This window comes from Methylobacterium terricola, from assembly GCF_006151805.1.
Taxonomy (GTDB): Bacteria; Pseudomonadota; Alphaproteobacteria; order Rhizobiales; family Beijerinckiaceae; genus Methylobacterium; species Methylobacterium terricola.
In genome coordinates, this window is sequence record NZ_VDDA01000005.1 from 308745 (window position 1) to 333195 (window position 24451).

The 24451-nt window shown below is 72.6% G+C and carries 21 protein-coding genes and 1 pseudogene; 18 read left to right on the plus strand and 4 right to left on the minus strand.

Annotated features, from left to right (window positions below):
• The first annotated feature begins 3 nt into the window (after positions 1-3).
• Both FF100_RS14735 and FF100_RS14740 read left to right on the plus strand, forming a co-directional pair.
• Positions 4-996 carry an ABC transporter permease gene (locus FF100_RS14735; RefSeq protein WP_171070186.1) on the plus strand — a complete coding sequence of 331 codons (993 nt, stop codon included), beginning with the start codon at positions 4-6 and terminating at the stop codon, positions 994-996.
• A 1-nt stretch (position 997) separates the two neighbouring features.
• On the plus strand, positions 998-1831 hold the full coding sequence (locus FF100_RS14740; protein WP_139036445.1) for an ABC transporter permease: 834 nt from the start codon (positions 998-1000) through the stop codon (positions 1829-1831).
• A gap of 60 nt (positions 1832-1891) precedes the next feature.
• Here the strand turns inward: FF100_RS14740 and FF100_RS38625 are convergent.
• A pseudogene (locus FF100_RS38625) lies at positions 1892-1960 on the minus strand (hypothetical protein); the annotation flags it as partial.
• Positions 1961-1992: 32 nt separating this feature from the next.
• Between FF100_RS38625 and FF100_RS14745 the strand changes: the two are divergent.
• The 4 genes from FF100_RS14745 to ggt are packed head-to-tail and all read left to right on the plus strand — an operon-like array spanning position 1993 to position 7287.
• On the plus strand, positions 1993-3633 hold the full coding sequence (locus tag FF100_RS14745) for a dipeptide ABC transporter ATP-binding protein (RefSeq protein ID WP_246102082.1): 1641 nt from the start codon (positions 1993-1995) through the stop codon (positions 3631-3633).
• On the plus strand, positions 3630-4952 hold the full coding sequence (locus tag FF100_RS14750) for an ArgE/DapE family deacylase (protein WP_139036447.1): 1323 nt from the start codon (positions 3630-3632) through the stop codon (positions 4950-4952). Before FF100_RS14745 ends, FF100_RS14750 begins: the two co-directional genes overlap by 4 nt.
• The gene (locus tag FF100_RS14755) at positions 4949-5581 is read left to right on the plus strand and encodes a pyridoxamine 5'-phosphate oxidase family protein (RefSeq protein ID WP_205824888.1); all 633 of its coding nucleotides are present in this window, start codon (positions 4949-4951) and stop codon (positions 5579-5581) included. The genes FF100_RS14750 and FF100_RS14755 overlap by 4 nt, the downstream gene beginning before the upstream one ends.
• Entirely contained in the window at positions 5581-7287 is a 1707-nt protein-coding gene (gene ggt / locus FF100_RS14760) for a gamma-glutamyltransferase (RefSeq protein ID WP_246102083.1), read from the plus strand. Before FF100_RS14755 ends, ggt begins: the two co-directional genes overlap by 1 nt.
• Positions 7288-7313: 26 nt before the next feature.
• On the opposite strand, the gene FF100_RS14765 is transcribed toward ggt, so the two are convergent.
• A complete protein-coding gene (locus FF100_RS14765; protein ID WP_139036448.1) occupies positions 7314-8267 on the minus strand; it encodes a LysR substrate-binding domain-containing protein in 954 nt (317 codons plus the stop codon).
• 219 nt (positions 8268-8486) lie between these two features.
• Between FF100_RS14765 and FF100_RS14770 the strand changes: the two genes are divergently transcribed.
• From FF100_RS14770 to FF100_RS14805, 8 genes are all read left to right on the plus strand, one after another.
• Entirely contained in the window at positions 8487-9269 is a 783-nt protein-coding gene (locus FF100_RS14770) for a siderophore-interacting protein (protein WP_171070174.1), read from the plus strand.
• Positions 9253-10053: an ABC transporter ATP-binding protein gene (locus tag FF100_RS14775; protein WP_139036450.1), complete on the plus strand. Its 801-nt coding sequence runs from the start codon at positions 9253-9255 to the stop codon at positions 10051-10053. The genes FF100_RS14770 and FF100_RS14775 overlap by 17 nt, the downstream gene beginning before the upstream one ends.
• A gap of 26 nt (positions 10054-10079) precedes the next feature.
• Complete coding sequence (locus FF100_RS14780) at positions 10080-10925, plus strand: ABC transporter substrate-binding protein (protein WP_139036607.1); 846 nt, start codon at positions 10080-10082, stop codon at positions 10923-10925.
• Positions 10922-12952: a Fe(3+)-hydroxamate ABC transporter permease FhuB gene (fhuB, locus tag FF100_RS14785; protein ID WP_139036451.1), complete on the plus strand. Its 2031-nt coding sequence runs from the start codon at positions 10922-10924 to the stop codon at positions 12950-12952. Before FF100_RS14780 ends, fhuB begins: the two co-directional genes overlap by 4 nt.
• A gap of 156 nt (positions 12953-13108) precedes the next feature.
• Complete coding sequence (locus tag FF100_RS14790) at positions 13109-15334, plus strand: TonB-dependent siderophore receptor (RefSeq protein WP_139036452.1); 2226 nt, start codon at positions 13109-13111, stop codon at positions 15332-15334.
• Between the two features lie 203 nt (positions 15335-15537).
• A complete protein-coding gene (locus FF100_RS14795) occupies positions 15538-16419 on the plus strand; it encodes a helix-turn-helix domain-containing protein (protein ID WP_139036453.1) in 882 nt (293 codons plus the stop codon).
• A 165-nt stretch (positions 16420-16584) separates the two neighbouring features.
• Positions 16585-18861 (plus strand): TonB-dependent siderophore receptor, encoded by a 2277-nt coding sequence (locus FF100_RS14800; RefSeq protein WP_171070175.1) that lies wholly within the window; start codon positions 16585-16587, stop codon positions 18859-18861.
• 3 nt (positions 18862-18864) lie between these two features.
• Positions 18865-19764, plus strand: a complete 900-nt coding sequence (locus FF100_RS14805) for an alpha/beta hydrolase (protein WP_139036455.1) — start codon at positions 18865-18867, stop codon at positions 19762-19764.
• A 129-nt stretch (positions 19765-19893) separates the two neighbouring features.
• Here the strand turns inward: FF100_RS14805 and FF100_RS14810 are convergent, their stop codons facing one another.
• The gene (locus FF100_RS14810) at positions 19894-20211 is read right to left on the minus strand and encodes a hypothetical protein (RefSeq protein WP_139036456.1); all 318 of its coding nucleotides are present in this window, start codon (positions 20209-20211) and stop codon (positions 19894-19896) included.
• A 3-nt stretch (positions 20212-20214) separates the two neighbouring features.
• Positions 20215-21030 carry a hypothetical protein gene (locus tag FF100_RS14815; RefSeq protein ID WP_139036457.1) on the minus strand — a complete coding sequence of 272 codons (816 nt, stop codon included), beginning with the start codon at positions 21028-21030 and terminating at the stop codon, positions 20215-20217.
• Positions 21031-21095: 65 nt separating this feature from the next.
• Here FF100_RS14815 and FF100_RS14820 point away from each other — a divergent pair, with 65 nt between their 5' ends.
• The 4 genes from FF100_RS14820 (at position 21096) to FF100_RS14835 (ending at position 24015) form a co-directional block, all read left to right on the plus strand.
• Positions 21096-21827 (plus strand): response regulator, encoded by a 732-nt coding sequence (locus FF100_RS14820; protein ID WP_139036458.1) that lies wholly within the window; start codon positions 21096-21098, stop codon positions 21825-21827.
• A complete protein-coding gene (locus FF100_RS14825; RefSeq protein ID WP_139036459.1) occupies positions 21827-23200 on the plus strand; it encodes a sensor histidine kinase in 1374 nt (457 codons plus the stop codon). The genes FF100_RS14820 and FF100_RS14825 overlap by 1 nt, the downstream gene beginning before the upstream one ends.
• 182 nt (positions 23201-23382) lie before the next feature.
• Positions 23383-23646 carry a GCG_CRPN prefix-to-repeats domain-containing protein gene (locus FF100_RS14830; RefSeq protein ID WP_139036460.1) on the plus strand — a complete coding sequence of 88 codons (264 nt, stop codon included), beginning with the start codon at positions 23383-23385 and terminating at the stop codon, positions 23644-23646.
• Positions 23647-23706: 60 nt separating this feature from the next.
• Positions 23707-24015, plus strand: a complete 309-nt coding sequence (locus tag FF100_RS14835; protein WP_139036461.1) for a GCG_CRPN prefix-to-repeats domain-containing protein — start codon at positions 23707-23709, stop codon at positions 24013-24015.
• The last annotated feature ends 436 nt before the right edge of the window (positions 24016-24451 follow it).

The window sequence follows — 24451 nt, forward strand, 5'->3', positions numbered from 1 at the left end:
GGGATGAGGCGCGCCGCCGGGATCGGGCTCGCCGCCGGTGCCTGGATCGTCCGGCTCGTGGCCGTGGTCCTGGTGATCGCGACCTTCAACTTCGCGCTCGTGCGGGCGGCCCCCGGCGACCCGGCGCAGGTCATGGCCGGGCAGTCGGGCGGCGCGGACGCCAAGCTGCTGGCCGACCTGCGCGCCGAGTACGGCCTCGACCAACCCTACGCGGTGCAGCTCGCGCGCCATCTCGGCCGGGTGATGACCCTCGATCTCGGCACCTCGACGCAGCAGCGCCGGCCGGTCCTCGACCTGATCCGCGAGCGCCTGCCCGCCACCCTGCTCCTCACGGTCACGGCCTTCGCCCTCGCGCTCCTCCTCGGCTCGACCCTCGGCGTGATGGCCGGCCTCGCGGCGGGCAGCGCCGCCGACACCGCCTTCACGGTCGTGTCGCTCGTGCTCTACGCCATGCCGGTGTTCTGGCTCGGGCTGATGCTGGTCCTGGTCTTCTCGGTCTGGCTCGATTGGCTGCCGCCCTTCGGCTACGGCACGATCAACGCCCGGCTCGGCCCCTGGCGCCAGGCCCTCGACCTCCTGACCTACCTCGCGATGCCGGCCGCGTCCCTCGGGGCGATCTACCTCGCGATCTACGCCCGGCTGATGCGCGCCGCGATCATCGAGGTGGCACAGCAGGACTTCGTGAAGACCGCCCGCGCCAAGGGCCTCACGGCCACCCAGATCGTCGTCGGGCACATGCTGCGCAACGCCCTCGTGCCGGTGGTCACGGTGGCGGGCATGCAGGCCGGCGCCCTCGTCGGCGGCGCGGTCGTGGTCGAGACGGTGTTCGCCTGGCCGGGGCTCGGCCGGCTCACCTTCGACGCGCTGCTCCAGCGCGACTATCCGGTGATGCTCGGCGTCTTCCTCATCCTGTCGGTCATCGTCATCCTGTTCAACCTCGCGACGGATCTGGCCTACCGGCTCATCGATCCGCGCATGCGGGCACGGAGCGCCTGAGATGGACGCGCTCAAGGCTTTCCTGCGCCACCCGAGCGGCATGGCCGGGCTCGTGCTCATCCTGGCGGTGCTGGCCGTTGCGGCCTGCGCCCCCCTCCTCTACCCCGAATCCCCCTGGGAGATGGTGGCGATGCCCTTCGCCCCGCCCGGCGAGGACGGGATGTGGCTCGGGGCCGACACTCTCGGGCGCGACGTCGCGGCGGGCATCGCCCACGGGGCCCGGGTCTCGCTCCTCATCGGGGTCGCCTCGGCCCTGGCGGCGCTCGTCATCGGGGTCACGGTCGGGGCGCTGGCGGGCTATGCCGGCGGCGGTCTCGACGCAGCGCTGATGCGCATGACCGAGCTGTTCCAGACGATCCCCGCCTTCGTGCTGGCGATCCTGCTCGTGGCGACCTTCACGCCCTCGCTCGCCACCATCGTCGCCACCATCGGGGCGGTGTCCTGGCCGCCGCTGGCGCGGCTCACCCGGGCCGAGTTCCTGCGCCTGCGCCGCCGGGAATTCGTCGAGGCCGCGATCTGCCAGGGGGAGCGCACGGCGCGGGTGGTGTTCGGGCACGTGCTGCCGAACGCGGTCTCGCCGATCCTGGTCACGGCCTCGCTCACCGTGGCGAGCGCGATCCTCATCGAGAGCGCCCTGTCCTTCCTCGGCCTCGGCGATCCCAACATGATGTCCTGGGGCTTCATGGTCGGCTCGGCCCGCAGCTCGATCCGCCAGGCGTGGTGGGCGAGCGTGTTTCCGGGCCTGGCGATCCTCCTCACCGTGCTCGCCATCAACCTGTTCGGCGAAGGCCTGAGCGACGTGCTCAACCCGCGCATCGCGCGGCGCCGGGGATGACGACCATGACCGACGCCAAGCCCCGCGGAAACGAGCCCCGCGGAAACGAGCCCCGCGGAAACGAGCCCCGCGGAAACGAGCCCCCCGGAAACGAGCTCCCCGGAACCAGGACACCCGGAACCAGGACATCCGGGCCGACGACGCCCGGGCCCGACGCTCCCGTGCTCGCCGTCGACGGGCTCACCATCGCGCTGCCGCGGGGCGGCGACCGCCCGCACGCGGTGGAGGACGTGTCCTTCGCGATCCACCGCAACGAGGTGGTCTGCCTCGTCGGCGAGTCGGGGTCCGGCAAGTCGATGATCGCGCACGCGATCCTCTCCCTGCTGCCGTCCGGGGTGCGCGTCGCCGGCGGCGCGGTCGCGGTCAACGGGCGCGATGTCGCGCGGCTCCGCGGCGCGGACCTGCGGGCCTTTCGCGGCGGCGAGGCCGGGATGATCTTCCAGGAGCCGCTGTCCTCGCTCAACCCGCTGAAGCGTGTCGGCGCCCAGGTCGCCGAGACGATCCGCACCCACCAGGGCGGCCTGCCGCGCGACGCGATGCGGCGCCATGTCGAGGGCCTGCTCGCCCAGGTCGGCCTGCCGACGCCGGAGCTTCTCGCCCGCAGCTACCCGTTCGAGCTCTCCGGCGGCCAGCGCCAGCGGGTGATGATCGCCATGGCGATGGCGAACCGCCCCGCCCTCCTCGTCGCCGACGAGCCGACGACGGCCCTCGACGTGACGACCCAGGCGCAGATCCTGCGGCTGATCGACGATCTCAGGCGCGAGCGCGGCATGGGCGTGCTCCTCATCACCCACGATTTCGGCGTCGTCGCCGACGTGGCCGACCGGGTCGTGGTGCTGCGGGGCGGGCGCGTGGTCGAGACCGGGAGTGCGGAGGCGGTCCTGCGCCGGCCCCGCGATCCCTACACCCGCGCCCTGATCGACGCGGTGCCCCGCGCACGGCTGCGCCCGCCGGCTCCGCGGCCGGAGGGAGCGCCGGTCCTCGCCGTCGAGGACCTGCGCAAGACCTTCACGGTGCGCCAGGGCTGGTTCCAGCCGCCGCGCCACGTGGTCGCCGCGGACGGCCTCTCCCTCAGCCTGCACCAGGGCGAGACCCTCGCGGTCGTCGGCGAGTCCGGATCGGGCAAGTCGACCCTCGGGCGGATGATCATGCGTCTGACCGAGCCCGACGGCGGCGCGATCCGCCTCGGGGGCGAGGACCTGCGCTCGCTGCGCGGCGAGGCCCTGCGCCAGGCCCGGCGCGGGCTCCAGATCGTGTTTCAGGATCCCTTCGCCAGCCTCGACCCGCGCCAGAAGGTCGGCGATGCGGTCGCCCGCGGGCCGATGGCCTTCGGCACCCCGCGCCGCGAGGCGAAGGCCGCCGCCCGCGCGCTCCTGGAGCGCGTCGGCCTGTCGGCGGCGGCGGCGGAGCGCTATCCGCACGAGTTCTCCGGCGGGCAGCGCCAGCGCATCTGCATCGCCCGGGCGCTGGCGCTGCGGCCGGCGGTGCTGATCGCCGACGAGGCGGTGTCGGCGCTCGACGTCTCGGTCCAGGCCCAGGTGCTGGCGCTGCTGGCCGAGCTGCGCCGCGAGATGCGTCTGGCGATGATCTTCATCACCCACGACCTGCGCATCGCCGCCGAGATCGCCGACCGGGTGATCGTGCTGCAGAAGGGCCGGATCGTCGAGGAGGGGGCGACGCGCGAGGTCTTCTCGGCGCCGCGCCAGGCCTATACCCGCGCCCTCCTCGACGCGATCCCGGGGCGGCGCTTCTTCGAGGATCCTGGTTTCACGCGCGAGCCCGTCGCGCCGGAGGTGGCATGACAGACGAGACGCCTATCCGCACGACGCTGACCGAGGCCGAGCGCGATGCGCTCTTTTCGGCGGTGGATGCCGGCTTCGCGCGCCAGATCGCCGACACCATCGCCTTCTCGGCGATCCCCTCGACCCGCGGCCAGGAGGGCCCGTGCCAGGACATGATGGCCGACCTCCTGCGGGCGCGGGGCTACGCCGTCGACGACTGGCGCATCGACCAGGACGAGCTGCGCCACCTGCCCGGCTTCGGCCCGGTCGAGACCGACTTCTCCCGTGCCCGCACGGTGGTCGGGACCTACCGGCCGGAGAGGGCGCACGGCCGCTCCCTCATCCTCCAGGGCCATTGCGACGTCGTCCCCGCCGGTCCGCTCGACATGTGGACGCGTCCGCCGTTCCAGCCCGTCGAGGAGGATGGCTGGCTCTACGGCCGCGGCGTCGGGGACATGAAGTCCGGCACCATCGCGGCCCTGTACGCCCTCGACGCGCTCAAGGCCGCCGGCCTCGCGCCGCAGGGCCGCATCCATGTCCAGTCGGTGATCGAGGAGGAGAGCACCGGGCTCGGCGCGCTCTCGACGCTCCAGCGCGGCTACCGGGCGGAGGCCTGCCTCATCGTCGAGCCGACGAGCGGGCGCCTGATGCGGGCGCAGACCGGGGTGATCTGGTTTCGCCTCAAGGTCCGGGGCGAGCCCGCCCACGCAGCCCATGCGGCCGTCGGCTTCAACGCCATCAAGGCGGCCTATCACCTGATCCAGGCGCTGGAAGGCCTCGAGGCGGAGTGGAACGAGCGGGCCAAGGGGCACCGCCATTTCGGCGCGGTGGCGCACCCGCTCAACCTCAATGTCGGCATCATCCGCGGCGGCGAATGGGCCTCGAGCGTGCCGGCCTGGTGCGACGTCGATTGCCGCATCGGCCTCCTGCCCGGCTGGAGCGTGGCCGAGTGCCAGCGCGAGATCGCGGCCTGCGTGGCGCGGGCCGCGGCGGACCACCCTTTCCTGGCCCAGAGCCCGCCGGAGGTGGTGTGGTCCGGCTTCCTCTCGCCGGGCTACGAGGTCACGGGGGCCGAGGCGGCGGAGGCCGTCCTCGCCGAGGCGCACGGCGCCGGCTGGGGCGGTCCGCTCGAGGAGTCGCTGTTCACCGGGCTCACCGATGCCCGCTTCTACGGCCTCGATTACGGCATCCCGGCCTTCTGCTACGGCGCGACGATCGAGAACGCCCACGCCTTCAACGAGCGCGCGAACGTCGAGTCGCTGCGCAAGCTCACCCGCACCGTCGCGCTGTTCGTCGCCGGCTGGTGCGGCGTGGCGCCGATCACCGGAGGGACGCGATGACCGAGACATCCGGGCCGATGCCCCCGATCCGGACGCAGGACGAGCTGCGGGCAGAGTACGGGCCGATCAACCCGCTGGCGGAAAAGAAGGTCCTCGGCGTTCTCGACGCCTTCTGCCGGGACTTCATCGCGCTCTCGCCCTTCCTGGTGCTCGCCTCGAGCGACGGCGAGGGGCGGTCCGATGCGAGCCCGCGCGGGGATGCGCCGGGCTTCGTGACGGTGCTCGATGCGCACACGCTCCTGATCCCGGACCGGCTCGGCAACAAGCGGGTCGACTCCTTCGCCAACATCCTGCGCTATCCCGCCGTCGGGCTGATCTTCATGGTGCCGGGAATCAACGAGACCCTGCGGGTCAACGGCCGCGCCAGCCTTACCCGCGACGCGGACCTGCTCGCGCCGCTCGCCGCCCAGGGCAAGGTCCCGCCGGTCGGCCTCCTCGTCGACGTGGAGGAGACCTTTTTCCATTGCGGCAAGGCGCTGATGCGATCGAAGCTCTGGGACCCCTCGCTCCATGTCGAGCGCAGCACCTTCCCGACGCTCGGCCGCATCATCGCCGAGCAGACCGCCTCCGTGACGGTCGAGGCGGCCGAACGGACGATGGAGGAAGGCTACCGCACGAGGCTCTACTGATGGCGCAGGACGATTGGCGGGCGCGGGCCGGCACGCGTTTCGCGTGCGAGAAGACCCCGGTCACGGCCCGGCGCGGCATGGCGGTGACGAACCACCCCCTCGCCTCCGCCGCGGCGTTGGAGATGCTGGCCGGCGGCGGCAACGCGGTCGATGCCGCGGTCTCGGCGCTCTTCGCCCTCACCGTGGTCGAGCCGATGATGGTCGGCATCTTCGGCGGCGGCGTCGCGGTGATCCGCCTCGCCGACGGGACGACCACGACGATCGACGGCCTCGCGACCGCACCGGCCGCCGCCCGGCCCGACGCCTACGAGCCGGTCTCGGATGCCTGGCCGGACTACATGGAGACGCGGGGGCGGCGCAACTTCATGGGCGCCTCCGCGGTGGCGGTCCCGGGCACCCTGAAGGGCTGGTGCGAGGCGCTTGCCCGCTTCGGCCGCCTGCCGCTCGCCGACGTGATGGAGCCGGCGATCCGGCATGCGCGGCGCGGCTTCACGGTCACGCCCTACCTTGCCGCCTGTACGGCGGAGAACGCGCCGCTCCTGGCGCGCGACCCCGCGATCGCGACGGTCTTCCTGCCCGGCGGCGATCCGCTCGCGGCCGGGACCCGCCTCGTGCAAGGCGACTACGCCCAGACCCTGTCCACCCTCGCCCGCGAGGGGCCGGACGCGCTCTATGGCGGCAGCCTCGGCACCGAGATCGGCGCGGCGCTCCGGGCCGCCGGCTCGTTCCTGGCTCCCGGCGACCTCGCCTCCTACCGTACGGTCGAGCGCGCGCCGGTGCGGGGGACCTATCGCGGCGTCGAGATCATCGGCCCGGCACCGCCGGCGTCGGGCGGGGTCCACATCGTGCAGATGCTGAACCTGCTCGAGGCCTACGACCTTGCCGCCCTGGGCTTCGGCACGCCGGACACGCTCCACCTCCTGCTGGAGGTCCTGAAGATCGCCGCCGTCGACCGGCGCGCCGCCACCGCCGATCCGGCCTTCATCGACGTGCCGGTGGCCCGGCTGACCGCCAAGGACTACGCCGCCCTGCGCCGCCCGGAGATCGACCCGGCACGGGCCGGCCGCTACGCGCCGGGCGTCGGCACGAACGAATCCGCCAACACCACCCACGTCACCGTGGCGGATGCAGACGGCGCCATCGTCACCTCGACCCAGACGATCAACAGCCTGTTCGGCGCCAAGATCATGATTCCCGGGACCGGGATCGTGCCGAACAACTACATGTACCTGTTCGATCCGCATCCCGGCCACGCCCTGTCGCTGGCACCCGGCAAGCGGATCACCAGCGGCATCTCGGCCCTCATCGGCTGCCGCGCCGGCCGGCCGGTCTTCGCCCTCGGGCTGCCCGGCGCGCACAGGATCCCCGCCGGCGCCCTCCAGGCGGTCCTCAACCTCGTCGATCACGGCATGTCCCTGCAGGAGGCGGTCGAGGCGCCGCGCGTCTTCACCTGGGGCGAGGAGGCGGAGATCGAGGCCGGCATTCCGGCTCCCGTCCGCGAAGCCCTCGCCGCCCGCGGCCACCCGGTGCGGCCGGTGGCGCATGTCGGCGGCGGCATGTGCGCGGTCGGCTTCGAGGAGGATGGCACGATGACGGGGGCGGCCTGCTGGCGGGCCGATGGAGCGCCCGCGGGGCTCGGCGGTGGCCTTGCCCGCGCCGGGACCTCGTTCTGGCCCGACCCCCGCCGGCAATCCTCGCCGGCCTGACCCGTCCGCGCCCGCCGGGCGGCGGATCACGTCCCGAGGGCGCGCCCGGTCGGAGGATCGCGCCCGATCGGATCGGCCTGGTGGTGATGGCGGATGAAGGCCTTCACCGCCGGCGCCGGCTCGTTGCGGCGGTAGGCCACCGCGAGATCCGACGTCGTCGTCGACCCGGTGACCGGGCGGTAGACGAGGCCGGGTAGCTGCAGGCAGGTCAGGGATCGCGGCACGAGCGCGACCCCGAGCCCGACCGCGACCATGCTGGCGATGGTGGTGAAGTCCCGCCCCGTGGCGCTGATCGTCGGCTCGAACCCGCTCTCGCGGCAGGCCGTGACGGCGTTGTGGTGGAAGCCGACATCGGCGGCCTGGCGCGGCGCGATGAAGGTCTCCTCGCCGAGGGCCGCCAGCGGTATCGTGTCGTGATCGGCGAGCGCGTGCGTCGCACCGATCGCGACGACGAGGGGCTCGCGCAGCACGCAGGTCGTCGCCACCCCGTCGGGGACCGTCACCGGAGGGCGGATATAGCCGAAATCGAGGGCGCCGCCGGCGATCGCCGCGAGCTGCAGGCCCATCTCCATCTCGGTGAGCTGGAGCTCCACTTCCGGGTGCGTCGTCCGGAACGCGGCGAGCGACGTCGTGAGCACGCCCGCATAGGCCGCCGAGGCCACGTAGCCGATCGAGATGCGGCCGGTCTCGCCGCGCCCGGCCCGGCGCACCGCGGCCAGCGCCGTGTCGGCCTGCGCCAGCGTCTTGCGGGCCTCCTGCAGGAAGACCTGGCCGGGCAGCGTGAGCTGCACCGCGCGCCGGCTGCGGTCGAGAAGGGCCGTGCCCACCAGCGCCTCCAGGTTGAGGATCTGCTGGCTCAAGCCCGGCTGCGCGATGCCGAGCCGCTCCGCCGCACGGCTGAAGTTCCGCTCCTCGGCCAGGGTCACGAAGTAGCGCAGGTGCCGCAGCTCGAACGCTCCCGCCGCCTTGTTGACGCTCATGATCCCCCTTGCGCATCCCGGATGGCATAGGCCCGGGCGAGCAAGACGGGCCTAAAACTTTAATAATTACAAACAATGCCGCTCATCCGATCATAAGCGGTACTTCTGGAAATTGCACCGGGCAGTTATTGGACCCTCGGCGCCCGGCTCGGCTAAGCCCGTTCCCGGATGGATGTTCTGCGCCGCGTCAGTGCGCCGGCAACCCGTCGGAACCGGAACATGTCGCTGCGTCCCTCGACCCCGCATCTTGTCCGTCGTGCCGCCCCCGCGCCCTCCTCCGCTCCGAAGGAGGCGCCGCGCACGCTTCGGGTCCTGGCGACGCGGGCGGTGACGCCGCGCCTGCGCCGGATCACCCTCGCCTGCGGCGACGCCGCGCCTTTCGCGGGCCCTGCGATGCATGCCCGCCTTCTCGTCCCCTGCCCCCGCGGTCCCTTGCGCGGCGCGGACGGGGCGCCGGCGGCGTCGCGCTACTACACCATACGGTTCGTCCGGCCGGAGGCGGGCGAGATCGACATCGACGTCGTGCTGCATGCGCCCGCCGGTCCCGGCGCCTGCTGGGGCGCCGAGGCCCGTCCCGGCGACCGCGTGGGACTGATCGGGCCGCTCGGCCGCCCGGTTCCGCCGGTGGGCCGCCTCGTCCTCGTCGGCGACGAGACCGCGCTGCCGGTGATCGGCCGCCTGATCGAGGAGGCCGCGCCCGGCCGGCGCATCGACGCGCTCGTCGAGGTGGCGGACCGGGACGAGGAGCAGGACGTCGCCTGCGGTCCTGGCCAGCGGCTCGCCTTCCTCCACCGCCGCTCCGGCCGGGGCTCGCGGCTGGCCCAGGCCGCCGCCGACCTCGCCCGGGGCCCTGATCGCGATCTCTTCCTCTATGCGGGCGTCGAGGCCGGCACGGCCCGCGACCTCACCAGCCTCGCACGGGAGCGCCTCGCCCTCGGCAGCGCGCAGGCGCGGATCGTCACCTACTGGCGCCGGCAGGACGACGATGCGCCGGTGCGCTGACGGGAGCCCGGCCGCCCTGTTCGACCTCGCCGGGATCCGCGTCGAGGCCGGCGGGCGGACCCTGCTCGACGGGATCACCCACCGTTTCGCGCCGGGCCGGATCTGCGGGCTGATCGGGCCGAACGGGTCAGGCAAGAGCACGCTGATGCGCCTCCTCGCCCGGCAGGCCCGTCCCGAGGCGGGCCGGATCCTGTTTCGCGGCGAGGACCTCGCGCGCCCGAGCCCGCGCGACTTCGCCCGGCAGGTCGCCTACCTGCCCCAGTTCGCCCCGCCGACCGACGGGCTGCGGGTCGAGGACCTCGTCGCCCTCGGCCGCTTCCCCTGGCACGGGCTCCTCGGCCGTTTCGCGGCGCAGGACCACGCCAAGGTCGACGAGGCGCTCCGCCGGACCGGCACCGGGAGCTTCCGCGGGCGGGCGGTCGACTCCCTCTCCGGCGGCGAGCGCCAGCGCGTCTGGCTGGCGATGCTGCTCGCCCAGGACGCCGGCTGCCTGCTCCTCGACGAGCCGACCTCGGCCCTCGACATCGCCCACCAGATCGACGTGCTGTCCCTGGTCCGGGCGCTGGGGCGGGAGAGCGGCCTCAGCGTGATCGTGATCCTGCACGACATCAACATGGCGGCGCGGTTCTGCGACGACCTCGTGGCGCTGGGCCATGGCCGCATCGTCGCGCAAGGCACGCCGGAGGCCGTGATGCGGGAGGACGTGCTGGCCCGGATCTACGGCCTGCGCATGGGCATCCATCGCCTGCCCGGGACGGGCGACATCGTCGGATATCCGCTGTGAGCCCGCGCCGTCCCACTCGGCGGGCGATGCTGGCCGCGGCGGCCGGCGCCGTGCTGTCCCGGGCCCCGGCCCACGGCGCCGGGGCCGCACGCCCCCGCGTCGCGGCGATCGACTGGGCGATGCTCGAGACCGCGCTGGCCCTCGGGGCGGAGGTCGTGGCGGGCGCCGAGCTGGTCCTCTACCGCAGGCTCGTGGTCGAGCCGCCGGTCCCCGACCGCGTCGCCGATCTCGGCCTGCGCGGCAGCCTGAACGTCGAGGCCCTGCTGCGGGCCGCGCCCGACCTGATCCTGTCGGCGCCCTGGTACGGCCGCATCGAGGGCCAGCTCGCCCGCATCGCTCCGGTCCTGTCGCTGCGCATCGATCAGCGCGGGCGCCCGCCCTACGCGGCGGCGGTCGAGGCGACCCGCATCATCGCCGCGCGGGCCGGGCGCGACGGCGAGGCCGAACGCGTCATCGCCGAGACCGAGGCCGCGCTCGCCGCGGCGGCAGGGCGGCTGGCGCCCCGGCGCGGCGAGCGGATCTTCGTGATCAGCGTCGGCGATCCGCGCCACTTCCGGGCCTTCGGCCCCGACAGCATGCACGGCGCCGTGCTCGACCGGCTCGGCCTGACGAGCGCCTGGACCGGCAACACCCGCTATGTCGCGCAGGCCCCGGTCGACATCCTGGCGCTGGCCCAGGATCCGCAGGCCGGCATCGTCGTCATCGGCCCGCTGCCGCCCGATGCGGCCCGGGCCCTGCCGCGGAGCGCCCTGTGGAATGCGCTGCCGGCCGTCCGCGAGAACCGCGTCCGGGTGCTCGATCCGGTCAACCCTTTCGGCGCCCTGCCCACCGCCGCCCGGTTCGCCCGCCTGCTCGCGGAGGCGCTGGCATGACCGCCGGCCTCAGGTCGCGCCGGGACGCCGCCCCCGCCCCCGCCGGGCCGGTCCCGCAGGCCCGGGACCGGGCGCTCGCACGGCGGTTCGCAGGCCTCTGCGCCGGGCTCGCGGGGCTTGGCGCCCTGCTGCACGGCCTCGGCATCCGGGCGGTGCTCGACGATGCGGGCCAGCCCCTGCGCGACCTCGTCGTACGTCACAGCCTGCTGCCGCGGGCCATCGTCGCGCTCGCGGCCGGGGCGGCCTTGGGCCTCGCCGGCCTGCTGCTCCAGCGGGTGCTGCGCAACCCGCTCGCCGATGCCTCGACGCTCGGCGTCGCGGCGGGCGCGCACCTCGCGATCGTCGCCGCGACGGCGTTCGCACCGGATCTGGGCGGCCTCAGCCGCGAGGCGGTCGCCTTCGCGGGCGCGCTCGCCGCGGCGGCCCTGGTGCTCGGCCTCACCGCGCGGCAGGCCTTCGCGCCGACGAGCGTGGTGGTCGCCGGCATGCTGGTCGGCCTCGTCTGCGCCTCGGCGAGCGCGGCGCTCGTCCTGTATGGCGGGCAATACCTCACCGCCCTGTTCCTCTGGGGCGGCGGCTCGCTGGCGCAGCAGGATTGGGGTCCGGCGCAGGCCCTCGGGATCCGGCTGGCCCTGGCCTGGCTGCTCGCAGCCCTGCTCCTGCGCCCCCTCGCCCTCCTCGCCCTCGACGATGCCGGCGCCGGCGGCCTCGGCCTGCCCGTCGCCCGGATCCGGACCGCCCTGCTGCTGCTTGCGGTCACCCTGGCGGGATCGGTGGTGGCGCAGGTCGGGGTCATCGGCTTCGTCGGCCTCGCCGCGCCGAACCTCGTGCGGATGCTGGGCCTGCGCACGCCCCGCGCCCTCCTCGTCGCCGCCCCTCTCCTCGGCGGGCTGATCCTGCTCCTGACCGACGGGATCGTGCAGGCGATCGACCGCGGCAGCCGCCTCGCCCTGCCGACCGGCGCCGTCACGGCCCTGCTCGCCGGCCCGTTCCTCCTGCTGCTGCTGCCGCGCCTCGCGGGCGCCCGTCCGGTGGCCCTCGGCGCGGACCTCGCCCCGCGCCGCCCCGCCCGGCTTGGTCGCAGGCTGGGCCTCCTCGTGGGCGCCCTCGTCCTCCTGGTCCTCGCCGGCCTGATCCTCGGGCGCGATCGCACCGGCCTCGTGCTCGCGGGGCCTTCGGACCTCGCTCTGTTCCTGCCCTGGCGGCTGCCCCGCCTCGCCGCCGTGATGGCGGGGGGCGCGATGCTCGCCGGAGCCGGCTGCGTCCTGCAGCGCATGACCGCGAACCCGCTGGCGAGCCCGGAGGGTCTCGGCGTCAGCGGCGCGGCCAGCCTCGGCCTCGCCATCTGCATTCTCGCCGCACCGGCCGCAGGCCTCGCGGCGCAGGTCGGCAGCGCCGGCCTCGGGGCCGGGATCGGTCTCGCCGCGCTCCTGGCCGTGGCGCGGCGCGCGGCGCTCCAGGGCGGCCGCATGCTGCTCGGCGGCATCGCGCTCGGTGCCCTGGCGGGGGCCGGCCTTACCGTGATCATGACCCGCGGCGGCATCGAGGCCGCCATGATCCTGGCCTGGATCACCGGCGCCTCGACGCAGGTCGATCCGGCCCTCGCCCTGCTCGCGGTCGCAGGCGCCCTGGCGAGCGTCGCGGCTCTGTTCCTCCTCGCGCGCTGGCTCGACGTGCTGCCGCTCGGCGATTCCGCCGCCCTCGCCCTCGGCCTGCCGCTCGCGCGCGCCAAGCTCGTCCTGCTCGCGCTCGCCGCGCTCGCGACGGGCTTGAGCGCCCTGACGGTCGGGCCGGTGAGCTTCGTCGGGCTGATGGCGCCGCACCTGGCCCGCTCGGGGGGCTTCGCCGGGGCGCGGGCGCACCTTGCCGGCTCGGTCGCGATCGGCTGCGGCCTCATGGCCGGGGCCGACCTGCTCTCGCGGCTCGTCTTCTACCCCTACCAGATGCCCGTCGGCCTCTTCGCCTCGCTGATCGGCGGTCCTTACCTGATCAGGGCGGTCCTGCGCGCCGAAAGCCCGCGATGCTAGGCGCCGCATCCGACCCGCGGGAAGGACCGCCGGCAACGGCTGGATCCAGCCGAATGACCTCGGCCGGGCTCCGGAGCCCGGCCGACCGGCACGTCTCAACCGAACACGGCGGACGAGCGCAGCCGACGGCGCGCGCCATGCACGAGAGGTGACATCATGAAGGACGACCCGATGCCGTCGCGCATCCTGCGCGGCCTCGCGCGGACCGGCGTTTCGCTGATGGCGCTCGCGGCGCCGGTCGGCGCCGCACGGGCGCAGGCGGCATCGTCCGAGCCGGTCGTGGCGCTGGAGGAGATCACCGTGGCCGGCTCGGGCCCGGCGGGTCTTGCCCGGTCCGGCGGCCCGGCCGCGGAGGATCCGCGCGGACCGGTGGACGGCGTCGTGGCGACCCGCTCCGCCACCGCGACGAAGACCGACACGCCCCTGATCGAGACGCCGCAATCGATCAGCGTCATCGGCCGCCAGCAGCTCGACGCCCAGCGCGACCTCACCGTGGCGGAGGCGCTCCGCTACGTGCCCGGCGTCTATGGCGGGACCTACGGGCCCGGCACCCGCCAGGACTTCTTCCTGATCCGCGGCTTCACCGCCAACGATACCGGTCTCTACCTCAATTCGCTGCAACTCCTGAATTACGGCTTCGCCGGATTCCAGGTCGACCCGTTCGGGCTCGAGCGCATCGAGATCCTGCGCGGCCCGGCCGCCGTGCTGTTCGGGCAGGGCGGGCCCGGCGGCCTCGTCAACCTGATCAGCAAGCGCCCGACGCGCGAGCCGCTCAGATATATCGAGGCCGGCGGCGGCTCCTACGGGCAGAAATACCTCGGGATCGACATCGGCGGTCCCGCCGATGCGGACGGCCACTGGTTCTACCGCCTGACCGGCATCGGTCACCACGGCGGGACGCAGCTCGACGGCACGGACGACAACCGCGGCACGATCGCCCCGGCCTTCACCTACCGGCCCGACGGTGCGACGACGTTGACGGTGCTGACGAGCTACCAGCACGACGAGAGCGGGCGCATCGGCGGCTTCCTGCCGTATGTCGGCACGGTCCGGCCGCAGGCGCTCGGGCTGCGCATCCCGCTCAACCTCAACGTCAACGACCCGGAGGCCAACCGCTACCGCCGCACCCAGGCCTATGCCGGCTACGAGTTCGAGCACCGTTTCGACGACGTGTTCACGGTCCGGCAGAACCTGCGCTACGCGTTCACCGAGGCCTACGACAACACGCTGATCTTCAGCAGCTACGCCGCCGGCACGAACCAGACCGTGCTCAACCGCTACCGGTCGCAGAGTTCGGGCCGTGCCGGGGTGTTCAACGTCGACAACCAAGTCGAGGCCCGCTTCGACACCGGCCCGTTCCGCCACACCCTGCTGATGGGCCTCGACTACAAGCAGGCCGAGCTCGACGGCACGAATGCGCGCAGCGCGACCACCGCGAACCTGCCCGGCCTCCGGTTCAACATCCTGTCGCCGGTCTACGGCGTCCCGACCCCGCTCGCGGTCCCGTATTCCGTGACGCGCAGCGTCTTCACCCAGCTCGGCGTCTACGCGCAGGACCAGATCAAGCTGACGCCGGAACTCACCCTCGTCGCCAGCGGCCGCGGCGACTTCACCGAGAACGACGTCTTCAACAAGCTGACCCGGGGCGCGACCGAGCAGCACGCTGCCGCCGGGACGCAGCGCTACGGCCTGATCTACAACTTCGATTTCGGTCTGGCGCCGTACCTGAGCTACGCGACCTTCTTCAACCCGGTGGTCGGCGTCAATTTCTACAGCCAGCCGTTCAAGCCGGAGACCGGCGACCAGTACGAGGCCGGGATCAAGTACCAGCCGCCGGGCCTGCCGCTCCTGGCCACCGCCGCGGTGTTCGACCTCATCCGCACCAACGTCTCCACGACCGACCCGTCGAACGTCAACAACACCATCCAGATCGGCGCGGTGCGCTCGCGCGGCATCGAGCTGGGGCTGCAGGCCGCCATCACGCCCGACTTCGCCATCACGGCGTCGTTCACGAACTACGAGCTGAAGACCGTTGCCGACGGTTCGGCCGCCCGCATCGGCCGCACGCCGGTCGGCGTCCCGCAGACCTTCGCGTCGCTGTTTGCCGACTATACCATCCCGACCGGGCCGCTGGCCGGGTTCGGCTTCGGCGGCGGCGTGCGCTATGTCGGACGATCCTACGCCACGGTCGACAATGCCCTGACCGTGCCGGACGTCGTCCTGTTCGACGCGCAGGTCCACTACGTGCGCGACGGCTGGCGCTTCGCGATCAACGCGACCAACGTCGCCGATCGCCACTACGCCAGTGCCTGCATCTCCACGAATGCCTGCTATTACGGCGACGCGCGCCGCGTGGTCGCCAGCGCGAGCTACCGCTGGTGACGCGCCGGAACGGCGCCCGGCCCCGAGGCCGAGGCCGACGATCACGGCTATCGACCGTCCCGGCCCTCGGTTAGGCTCACACGCGCGGCATCGGACGCCCGGGCAAGATCGGCCCGTGAGCCGGTCGCTACCGCGAACTCCAGTCATCCCGACCTGCCGCCGGATCCGCTGGCCGGGGGCAGAGCGACACCGACCATGAGGCGATGTCCGTCCCGATCAACGCCATCCTGATGCCGAAGAACTTCAGCTCGCTGCTCGATGGCGCGCTCGTCATCTCGACCGGTGAGAACGAGTTCGTCGAAGAGCGGCGCGTGATCGAACCCTTCAAGAGAGGTTTGACCGTCGCCGTGACCCTCGACGGGCGCATGTCGTGCCGGATCGACGATCGTCCCGCGATCTGGGTCGAGGCGCCGTCCGTCAGCCTCGTCCTCAGCACCGCCGCGCATCGCCGCGAGCAGGTCTTCCCGCCGAAGCAGACCTTCCGGTACGCCCTCGTCCATCTGTCGGTCGCGGCCGCCCAGTCCCATACCGGGATCCCTTTCGACGTGCTGCTCGCGCGCGCGACGCGCCAAGGCGGTGGCCACGCGCCTGCCTTCCTGACCACGGCCGCCGATGCCGTCACCCGCTCGATCGCCGCGCAGATCATGGTGTGCCCGATCCAGGGCATGGCCCGCGACCTGTTCCTCCTCGGCAAGGGCCTGGAACTCGTGGCCTGCGCGATCGAGAGCTGCCTGGCCGCCGACGGCCCGTCGCAGTCCGGGAGCGGCTTGTCCGCGGGCGAGGTCGAGCGCGCGACCGCGGCACGGGACATCCTGGTGCAGCGCTACGCCGAGCCCCTCGTCGTGTCGCGGCTCGCCGCGATGGTGGGCCTGAACGCGAAAGCCCTCGGATTCGCGTTCCGGCGCCTGTTCGGCACCGGCATCCCCGAATTCCTCCAGGAATACCGGCTGCAGCTCGCCTACACCCTGCTGGCGACCGGCGAGGCCGGCGTCGCCGAGACGGCCTATCGGGTCGGTTACACGCCGGCCTACTTCTCGACGGCGTTTCGTCGTCGTTTCGGCGTCTCGCCGCGCGATGTGCGTTGAGGTCAGATCGGAATTGTTCCGATTCGGAGCGAAAGGGAAAATCCGGATCCCGAAAGTCGCGGCAATTGTCGGCAGCGGCTCGCGTTTTCTATGAGCGGTCCTGCGCCCTGCGGGAGTCCGACGAGGCTCGAACCCGCGAGGCCCCCCAATCCGGGAACGACGACCGTGCCGCATATCTCACATCCGCGCCGCGAGGCGTGGCCGACGCTGCTCCTGCTCGGTGGCGCGCTCGCCTCGCTGCCTGGCCCGGTTGCCCGGGCCGAGCCTGCATCGCCGGCTGGCGAGATCGCCCTCGACGCGATCGCGGTCGACGGCGCGGGCGGGATCCTCCCGGGGGATTATGCCCCGGCCGTCACCGCGACGGGCACGAAGACCGCGACGCCGATCGGGCGCACGCCGCAATCGATCACGGTGGTGCCCCGCGCGCAGATCGAGGCGCAGGCCTCGCTGACCGTCAGCCAGTCCCTGCGCTACGAGCCCGGCCTCGCGGCCGAGACCCGCAGCGGCAACCGCTCGGACAGCGTCTTCATCCGCGGCTTCGGCGGCTTCGGCGGCAATGCCAGCTACGTGCAGTTCCTCGACAACCTGCGCCTGCCCAAGGGCGTGAACTACGCGATCCCGTCGGTCGAGCCGTACCTGCTGGAGCGCATCGACGTGCTGCACGGGCCGGCCTCGGTGCTGTACGGCCAGTTCAATCCCGGCGGCCTCGTCAACCTGGTGGGCAAGCGCCCGCTTCCGGTGCCCTACAACGAGGTGATCACGAGGATCGGCAATTTCGGGCATGTCGAGGGCGGCTTCGACCTGAGCGGCCCGGTCGACCCGGAGGGGCGCCTGCTCTACCGGCTGATCGGCCTTGGACGCGACACCGGCAACGCGGTCGAGGACAGCACCGACCAGCGCGTGATGATCGCCCCGATGCTGACCTGGCGCCCCGATGCCGGCACGACCCTGTCGGTGCAGGGCCTCTCCCAGCGCGATCCCAACAGCTTCCAGTCGAACTGGATGCCGGCCCTCGGCACGCTGCTGCGCAACCCCAACGGCCAGATCCCCTATACCTTCCAGAGCGGCAACCCGCTCTACAACAGCTTCCGGCGCGAGCAATCGGCGTTCAGCTACCAGTTCGAGCACATCTTCGACGATACGTTCACGGTGCGCCAGAACTTCCGCTATTTCCACCTCGATACCGACTTCAAGGCGTTCTCGGTGCCGGCGGGCGGCAGCGCCTTCGCGGCCGCCTCCCTCTGCGGCGGCCGGAGCAACCTCTGCCTCGTCCGCACGCCGCAGGCCTATGTCGAGAGCCTCGACGCCGTCGCCCTCGACAACGAGGCGGAGGCCCATCTCTGGACCGGGCCGCTGAAGCACACGGTGCTGACCGGGCTCGGCTATCTCTGGACCGGCCCGACGGCCCGCTACGGCACCGGGACGACGAGCACCGTCAATTACCTGACGGCTGCCTACGGCGCCTTCGCGGTGCCGACGATCGCCACCGCGCAGCGCCAGGACAACAGCCAGCTCGGCCTCTACGGCGAGGACCAGATCCAGTGGGGCAACTGGAACCTGCAGGTCGGCCTGCGCCACGACTGGGCGCGCAACCGCGCCCAGACCACGACCCTCTCCACCGGCCGCGCGACGCTCGCCAAAACCGACAGCGAGGCGACGACCTGGCGCGTCGGCCTGCTCTATCAGTTCGAGAACGGCCTTGCGCCGTTCGCGGATTACGCGACATCGTTCGAGCCGCAGGCGGGGACGGGCTTCGGCGGGGTGGCGTTCCGGCCGACGACCGGGGAGCAGGTCGAAGCCGGCCTCAAGTACCAGCCGCCCGGGGTCGATGCCCTGGTGCAGATCGCGGCCTTCGACCTGACGCAGGCCAATGTCCTGACCACCGACACCGCGCATCCCGCCACCAACACGGCGGTGACCGGATGCAGCGCGACGGTCTGCCAGGTCCAGACCGGCGCGATCACCTCGCGCGGCGTCGAGTTCAGCGCCAAGGCCTCCCCGCTGCCCGGCCTCGCGCTGATCGCCGCCTACGGCTATGCCGACGTCACCGTCACCCGCAGTTCGGTGGTGACGGACGGGGTCGCCGTGCGCGGCAAGCGCCCGGTCGGCGTACCGGACCAGACGATCAGCGGCTGGGGCGACTACACCATCCAGAGCGGTCCGTGGCGCGGCTTCGGCTTCGGCGGCGGCCTGCGCTACCTCGGTTCCTCGTTCGGCGACGCGATCAACTCGGCCGCCTACAAGGTGCCGGGCATCCTGCTCGCCGACGCGCAGATCCATTACGATTTCGGCGCCGTGAATCCCGCGCTGACCGGGCTCACCGCCGCCGTCAACGCCACCAACCTGTTCGACAAGCATTACGTCTCGGCCTGCGCCTCCGCCAACCAGTGCTTCTACGGGACCAGCCGGACGATTCTCGCCACCGTCTCCTATCGCTGGTGAGCCATGCCGACGCGCCTCGAGCCGGTACAGGCGGCCCCGATCCGCCTGCCGAACACCGAGCAATGGGACATCCGCTCGCGGTCGGGCCGGTCCTACCGCATCTTCCTCGCCTGGCCCGACACGGCGATGCCGGAGGACGGCTGGGACGCCGTCTACCTCCTCGACGGGAACGCCTGGTTCGGCACGCTCAATGACGGCCTGCGCATGCGCGCGCGCCGGCCGGAGGTCACCGGCGTGCGCCCGGCGGTTGCCGTCGGCATCGGCTATCCCATCGACGAGGCCGTCGATGTCGTGAGGCGTCGCTACGACCTCACGCCCCCGCGCTCGGGTCCTGCCGTCGAGGAGCGGGAAACCGGGGGAGCGGAGCTGTTCCTCGACTTCCTCACCGATGAGCTCGCCCCGATGGTCGAGGCCCGCTTCGGTCTCGCCGGCCAGCGCCGCGTGCTGTTCGGGCACTCGCTCGGCGGCCTCTTCGTCCTGCACGCCGTCCTGACGCGGCCGTCGTCCTTCGCGGCTTTTGCCGCCGCCAGCCCGTCGCTGTGGTTCGACGACGGGGCCCTGCTGCGGGCCTGCGGCGCGGCGCGGCTTCCGCAGGCCGTCCGGCTGATGATCGCGGTGGGGGCCCTCGAGCAGCCGGCGGCCCAGGCGGCCTCGCCCGTTACCGAGGAAGGCCCGGGCGACCGCGCGATGATCGCCAATGCCCGGGCCGTCGCCGAATGCCTGCGGGCGCGGTCGGGCGCCGGGCCCGGCATCCGCTTCCACGTCTTCGAGGACGAGAACCACGCCTCGGTGGTCCCCGTCGCGCTCGGCCGCGCCCTGCCCTTCCTCCTCGCCCGGCCCGGCGCATCCGGCGCGCCGCGGGTCGTCGCCCGCCGGCCCTCGCCATCCTCGATTCCGCGGTGATCGACCGCCCCGTCGCGATCGGCCGCGATCGTCGTCGGCTTCCCGACCCGGTGACGGAGTGCCGAAGGCGGCGGAGAATGTCAGCGTGCTGCCGATCTGCGCTCGGCCGCGCCGGTTGCGGGGACAGCGCTATGGCGTCAGCCCAGGGCATGAACGGAAGCGGTCGCCGCCGTTTCCGGTCAGTCTTGTATAGCGGTCCGGCCCGTCGACGCGGATCGTGGCGCGTTCAATAGCCCGTTCGGGCCGCGGACCACCGTAGTCCCGGCAATCGGCGGCCTTCGCGCTTCCGAGACCCCGGCCGTCATAGGTGCGCAACGCGGCATTCGGTGGGTTCCCGCAATCGATGCCGACGCCGACATAGGCGCCGTGGCGCAGCGGCAGGGGGTCGGCCACGGCGTGTCCCGTGCCGAGGAGAAGGAGGCAGGCCGCCATCGAACGAGCGTTCATCGGTCACTCCGTCGCCGTCGAGAGGAGCGGTTCGCCGTCGGCGTCGGCTCCGGCGCCGACCGGCCCGAACAGCCGGGTGAGGAAGCGATAATAGACCGGCTGCTTCTGACGCAGTTCGTCCCGGGTGAAGGGCTCGCGGGCCAGCGTGCCATGCAGGTAGACGCTCGCGGTCATTGCGAAGAATTCGGCCCGGTTCTTCAGGACATAGGCACCCGCCGGGTAGAAGCCGCCATTCCTTGCGCGCTCGTAGAAGGTCATGATGTCCGGGTTGTTCCGGCCGCCGGGCATTTTCCGGAAGTGGAAGACGTGCATGTATTCGTGCAGGAGAATCGGACGTCGGTCGTTCGGGTCGTCGACCGCGAGGGTGACGCTCTCGCCGCCATTGTAGTGACTGCCCGCGCCGGATCCCGACCTGACGACGACCGGGAAGCGCCTGAGGAAGGCTTTCACGCCATCGTCGAGGCTCGTCCTCTCGATGATGTCGACCTGATGCTCGGCTGCCCGGCGAAGCGGCCCGATCTCCGCGTTCGGGACGTCCTGCGCCATCTCGAGGCGATACCCGCGATAGGTCTCGGATCCATCGCCGGGCTGCCGCGACCCGGCGGAGGCCTGACGCGGCGCCGCTTGCACCGGGCCGACCTGCAAGGCCATTCCCCCGGCGACGGCGAGAACCGTTGCGACGTGCCGAACCGGCGATGCGAGGTGGGATCCCGCCATGGGCCTCGTGCCTTTCTCCGTCGCGGCCCCCGGGGGGCGGCTGCGATGCGGCGAACGCTCGCGTGCTTCCCGATCCCGGATGTGACGGGAGACCTGCGGCACGTAACGTTTTGTGACGGAGACGTTTTACGCGTTGCCGCACGGTCGCGCCGGCCTATCCTGCCGCCATGACCGACGGCATCATCATCGCCATCGTCGAGGACGACGACGACATCCGCAGCCAACTCGCCGCCTACCTGGAGGATGAAGGTTTTCGCGTCGTCTCCCTCGACGGGGGCGCGAGCCTCGACCGTCTCCTCGCAGCCGGACCGAGGCCGAGCCTCGTCGTCCTCGACTGGATGCTGCCGGGCGAGGACGGCCTGTCGATCTGCCGCCGCCTGCGCGAGGCGGGCGGGCCGCCGGTCGTCATGCTGACCGCCAAGGACGAGGACATCGACCGGGTGCTGGGCCTGGAGATGGGGGCCGACGATTACGTCTCGAAGCCGTTCAGCCCGCGCGTGCTGCTCGCCCGCATCCGCGCCGTCCTGCGTCGAGCCGGCGGAGGCAACGCCGCCGCCGGGACGGCGCCCGAGCGGCTGAGCGTCGCCGATCTCGTCGTCGACCTCGCCGCCCGCACGGTGACCACCGGCGCGCCCGGCACCGAGATCCCGCTCACCAGCGCCGAGTACGACTTGCTGCACTGCTTCGTCACCCGGCCGCAGCGGGTGCTCTCGCGCGACCAGCTCCTCGACTGGACCCGCGGCCGGACCGCCGATGCCTACGACCGCACCATCGACGTCCAGGTGAGCCGGCTGCGGCACAAGCTCGACGCGGCCGGGAGCCAGGCCGCGGGCCAGATCAAGACGGTGCGCAACGCCGGCTACATCCTGGCGGCGCCCGTGAGGTCCGGTGCGCCGTGATGGCGCGCATCGGGCTCCTCGGCCGGATCATGCTGGTCCTGCTGGGGGCGCTCTCCCTCCTGGTCGTCGCCACGTTCGGCATCGACCGGTGGCAGCGCAGCCAGGAGCACTGGCCGTACGCCTCCCGCTTCCCCCGCCTGGACCAGGCGGCGGGCATCATGGACCTCCTGAGGAATGCCGATCCGGCGCAGAGGCCAGCCATCCTGCGCGCCGTCAACGGCGAGGCGCTCAGGGCCGAGATCGTCGATGCGCCACCGGACCTCGCCGCCCTGATCCGCGAGCCGGTCCTCGAAGCGCGCCTGCACCGCCTGACCGGCGAGGCTGCCGACGGCATCCGCGCCTTCACCGACACCGACATGCTTTACCGGGGTACTGGTCCGGCCGATATGGAGACCGGCCACCGGCGCAGGCCCATCGGCAGCCTTGCCCTGGCCACCTCCCGGCTCTCCGACGGGCGGACGCTGGTCGTGTCCGCGATCAGGGGACACCGCTCGTTCATGCCGTGGCTGCTCGGCCAGCCCCTGAGCCTATGGGTGGCGATCCTCGGCGTGGCGGTGGCCGGCCTCGTCACGGTCGGCGCACGGCACGAGCTCGTCCCGCTGCGGCGCCTGACCGGGGCGGTCTCCCGGTTCGACGGCCGTACCGCGGAGCCGGCGCTCGTCCCCCAGGGGGCCCCGGAGATCCGGCGCCTCACCCAGGCGGTCCAGGCGATGCAAGACCGCATCGTCGGGCTGATGGGCGAGCGGTCGCTGCTGATCGGGGCGATCTCGCACGACCTCAAGACCTACCTGACGCGCATGCGCCTGCGGGCGGAGGGGATCGCGGAGCGGGAGCGCCGGGAGCGGCTCGTCGCGGACCTCGATGCGATGACCGCGCTCATCGAGACCTCGCTCGGCTTCGCCCGCGGGACCGCCGCCGAGGTCGGGCGCTCTCCCGTGGACCTGGCCGACATCGTGGCGGTCGAGGTCGCCGAGCACGCGGCGCAAGGCGCGCGCATCACCTTGTCGGGCGAGGAGGTGCGGGACGCGACCGTGGCCGGAGATGCCGTCGCCCTGCGTCGGGTGATGGCGAACCTGATCGGCAATGCCGTCAAGTTCGGACGCTCCTCCGTCGCGGTCGCCGTCCGGCGGACGGGAGCGGCTTGCCAGGTCGTGGTCGAGGATGACGGACCAGGCATCCCGGAAGCGGAGCGCACGGCCGTCTTCAGCCCGTATTACCGGATCGAACGGTCGCGGAACCGGCGGACCGGCGGGACCGGGCTCGGACTCGCCATCGCGCGCCAGATCGTCGAGGCCCATGGCGGTACCGTCGCCGCCGAGGCGGGCTCCCGGGGGGGCGCACGCCTCGTCGTGACCCTGCCGGCCCTCGCCTGACGGGTCGTCACCGAACGCGCGCGATTGTCACACAACGTTACGGATCGGTTCGAACCCGTCACATCCGCGCACAGCGCGGGGACAAACCTTCCTGCATCCCGACGCGGCGGAAGCGCCGCCGGGACATGGGCCGAGGCGGCGTCATGCCGGTCTCGCCCCTTCGAGCAGAAGGAAACCCGTCGATGCTGAGGATCCTCGTCCCTGCCGTGCTGCTGGCCGTCCTCGCGGTTCCCGCCTCGGCCCTCCCGCTGGTTCACGGTGCGGTCTCCACCTTGGCCGACGATGCGCGGATCATCCAAGTCTACGGCGGCTGCGGTCCCTACGGTCACCGAGGGCCCTATGGCGGCTGCCGCACAGGCGGGCAGTGGGGTGGCTACGTCCGCGGCGCCTCCTGCCCGGCCGGCTTCCACATCGGCCCCTACGGCCGCCGCTGCTGGCCGAACTGAACCGTCCATTCCGACAACCCGACGCGTCCGGCGGCCCGCCGGACGCCCAAGGAGCACGCCATGATCCGCAAGCTCGTCATGTCCCTCGCCCTTGCTTCGGGCGTCTTGCTGACCGCTCCTGCGGCAGAGGCCCGGGACGGTTGCGGTCCCGGCTTCCACCGCGGCTTCTATGGCTGGTGCCGCCCGAACTGGCGGCCCCCTGTCTACCGTCCTTACGTCTACCGCCCCTACGTCTACGGCCCAGCCTATCGCCGGTGGGGCGGCTACCGCTGGCATTACAGCTATCACGACCGCTGGCATCGCCGGTTCGCGTGGCATGGTGGCGGACATCGCTGGGGCGGGTTCCGGCACTCGGGTTGGCGCCACTGAACCGCCCCGTATTCCCTGGAGGCTCCGGCTGCGGCGGGCCTGCGCGACTCCGCTGGTCCGTACCCGTGGTGCCGATCGACCTGCCGCTCCACGCAGCGGCGCCCGGCCCGCCCGCCGCCTGCATGTCGTGGCCATCGGCCGCCGTCACCCCCGCGACCAGGACAAGGCCGCGCGAGCACGTCAGAACGTGGCTCTTGATGCCCCTCGCCGAGCTGCCGGCAGTGCCGCCGATCCCCGCCGGCGGACCCGGCACGTCACTCTGCGAGCCGAGGATGCCGGTCGACGGCTCGGCTCGAGAACCGGAGCGCGGCGGTTGGACGGGCGGTCGCGACCGGGCGGCCCCAGACGCCGGGCGTGCGTCGGCGGGCTCCCAACCCGCGGGCCTGCCCGACCGCGCCGCGGCCAGGCAGGCCCGATGCGTCGGATCATCCCGCGA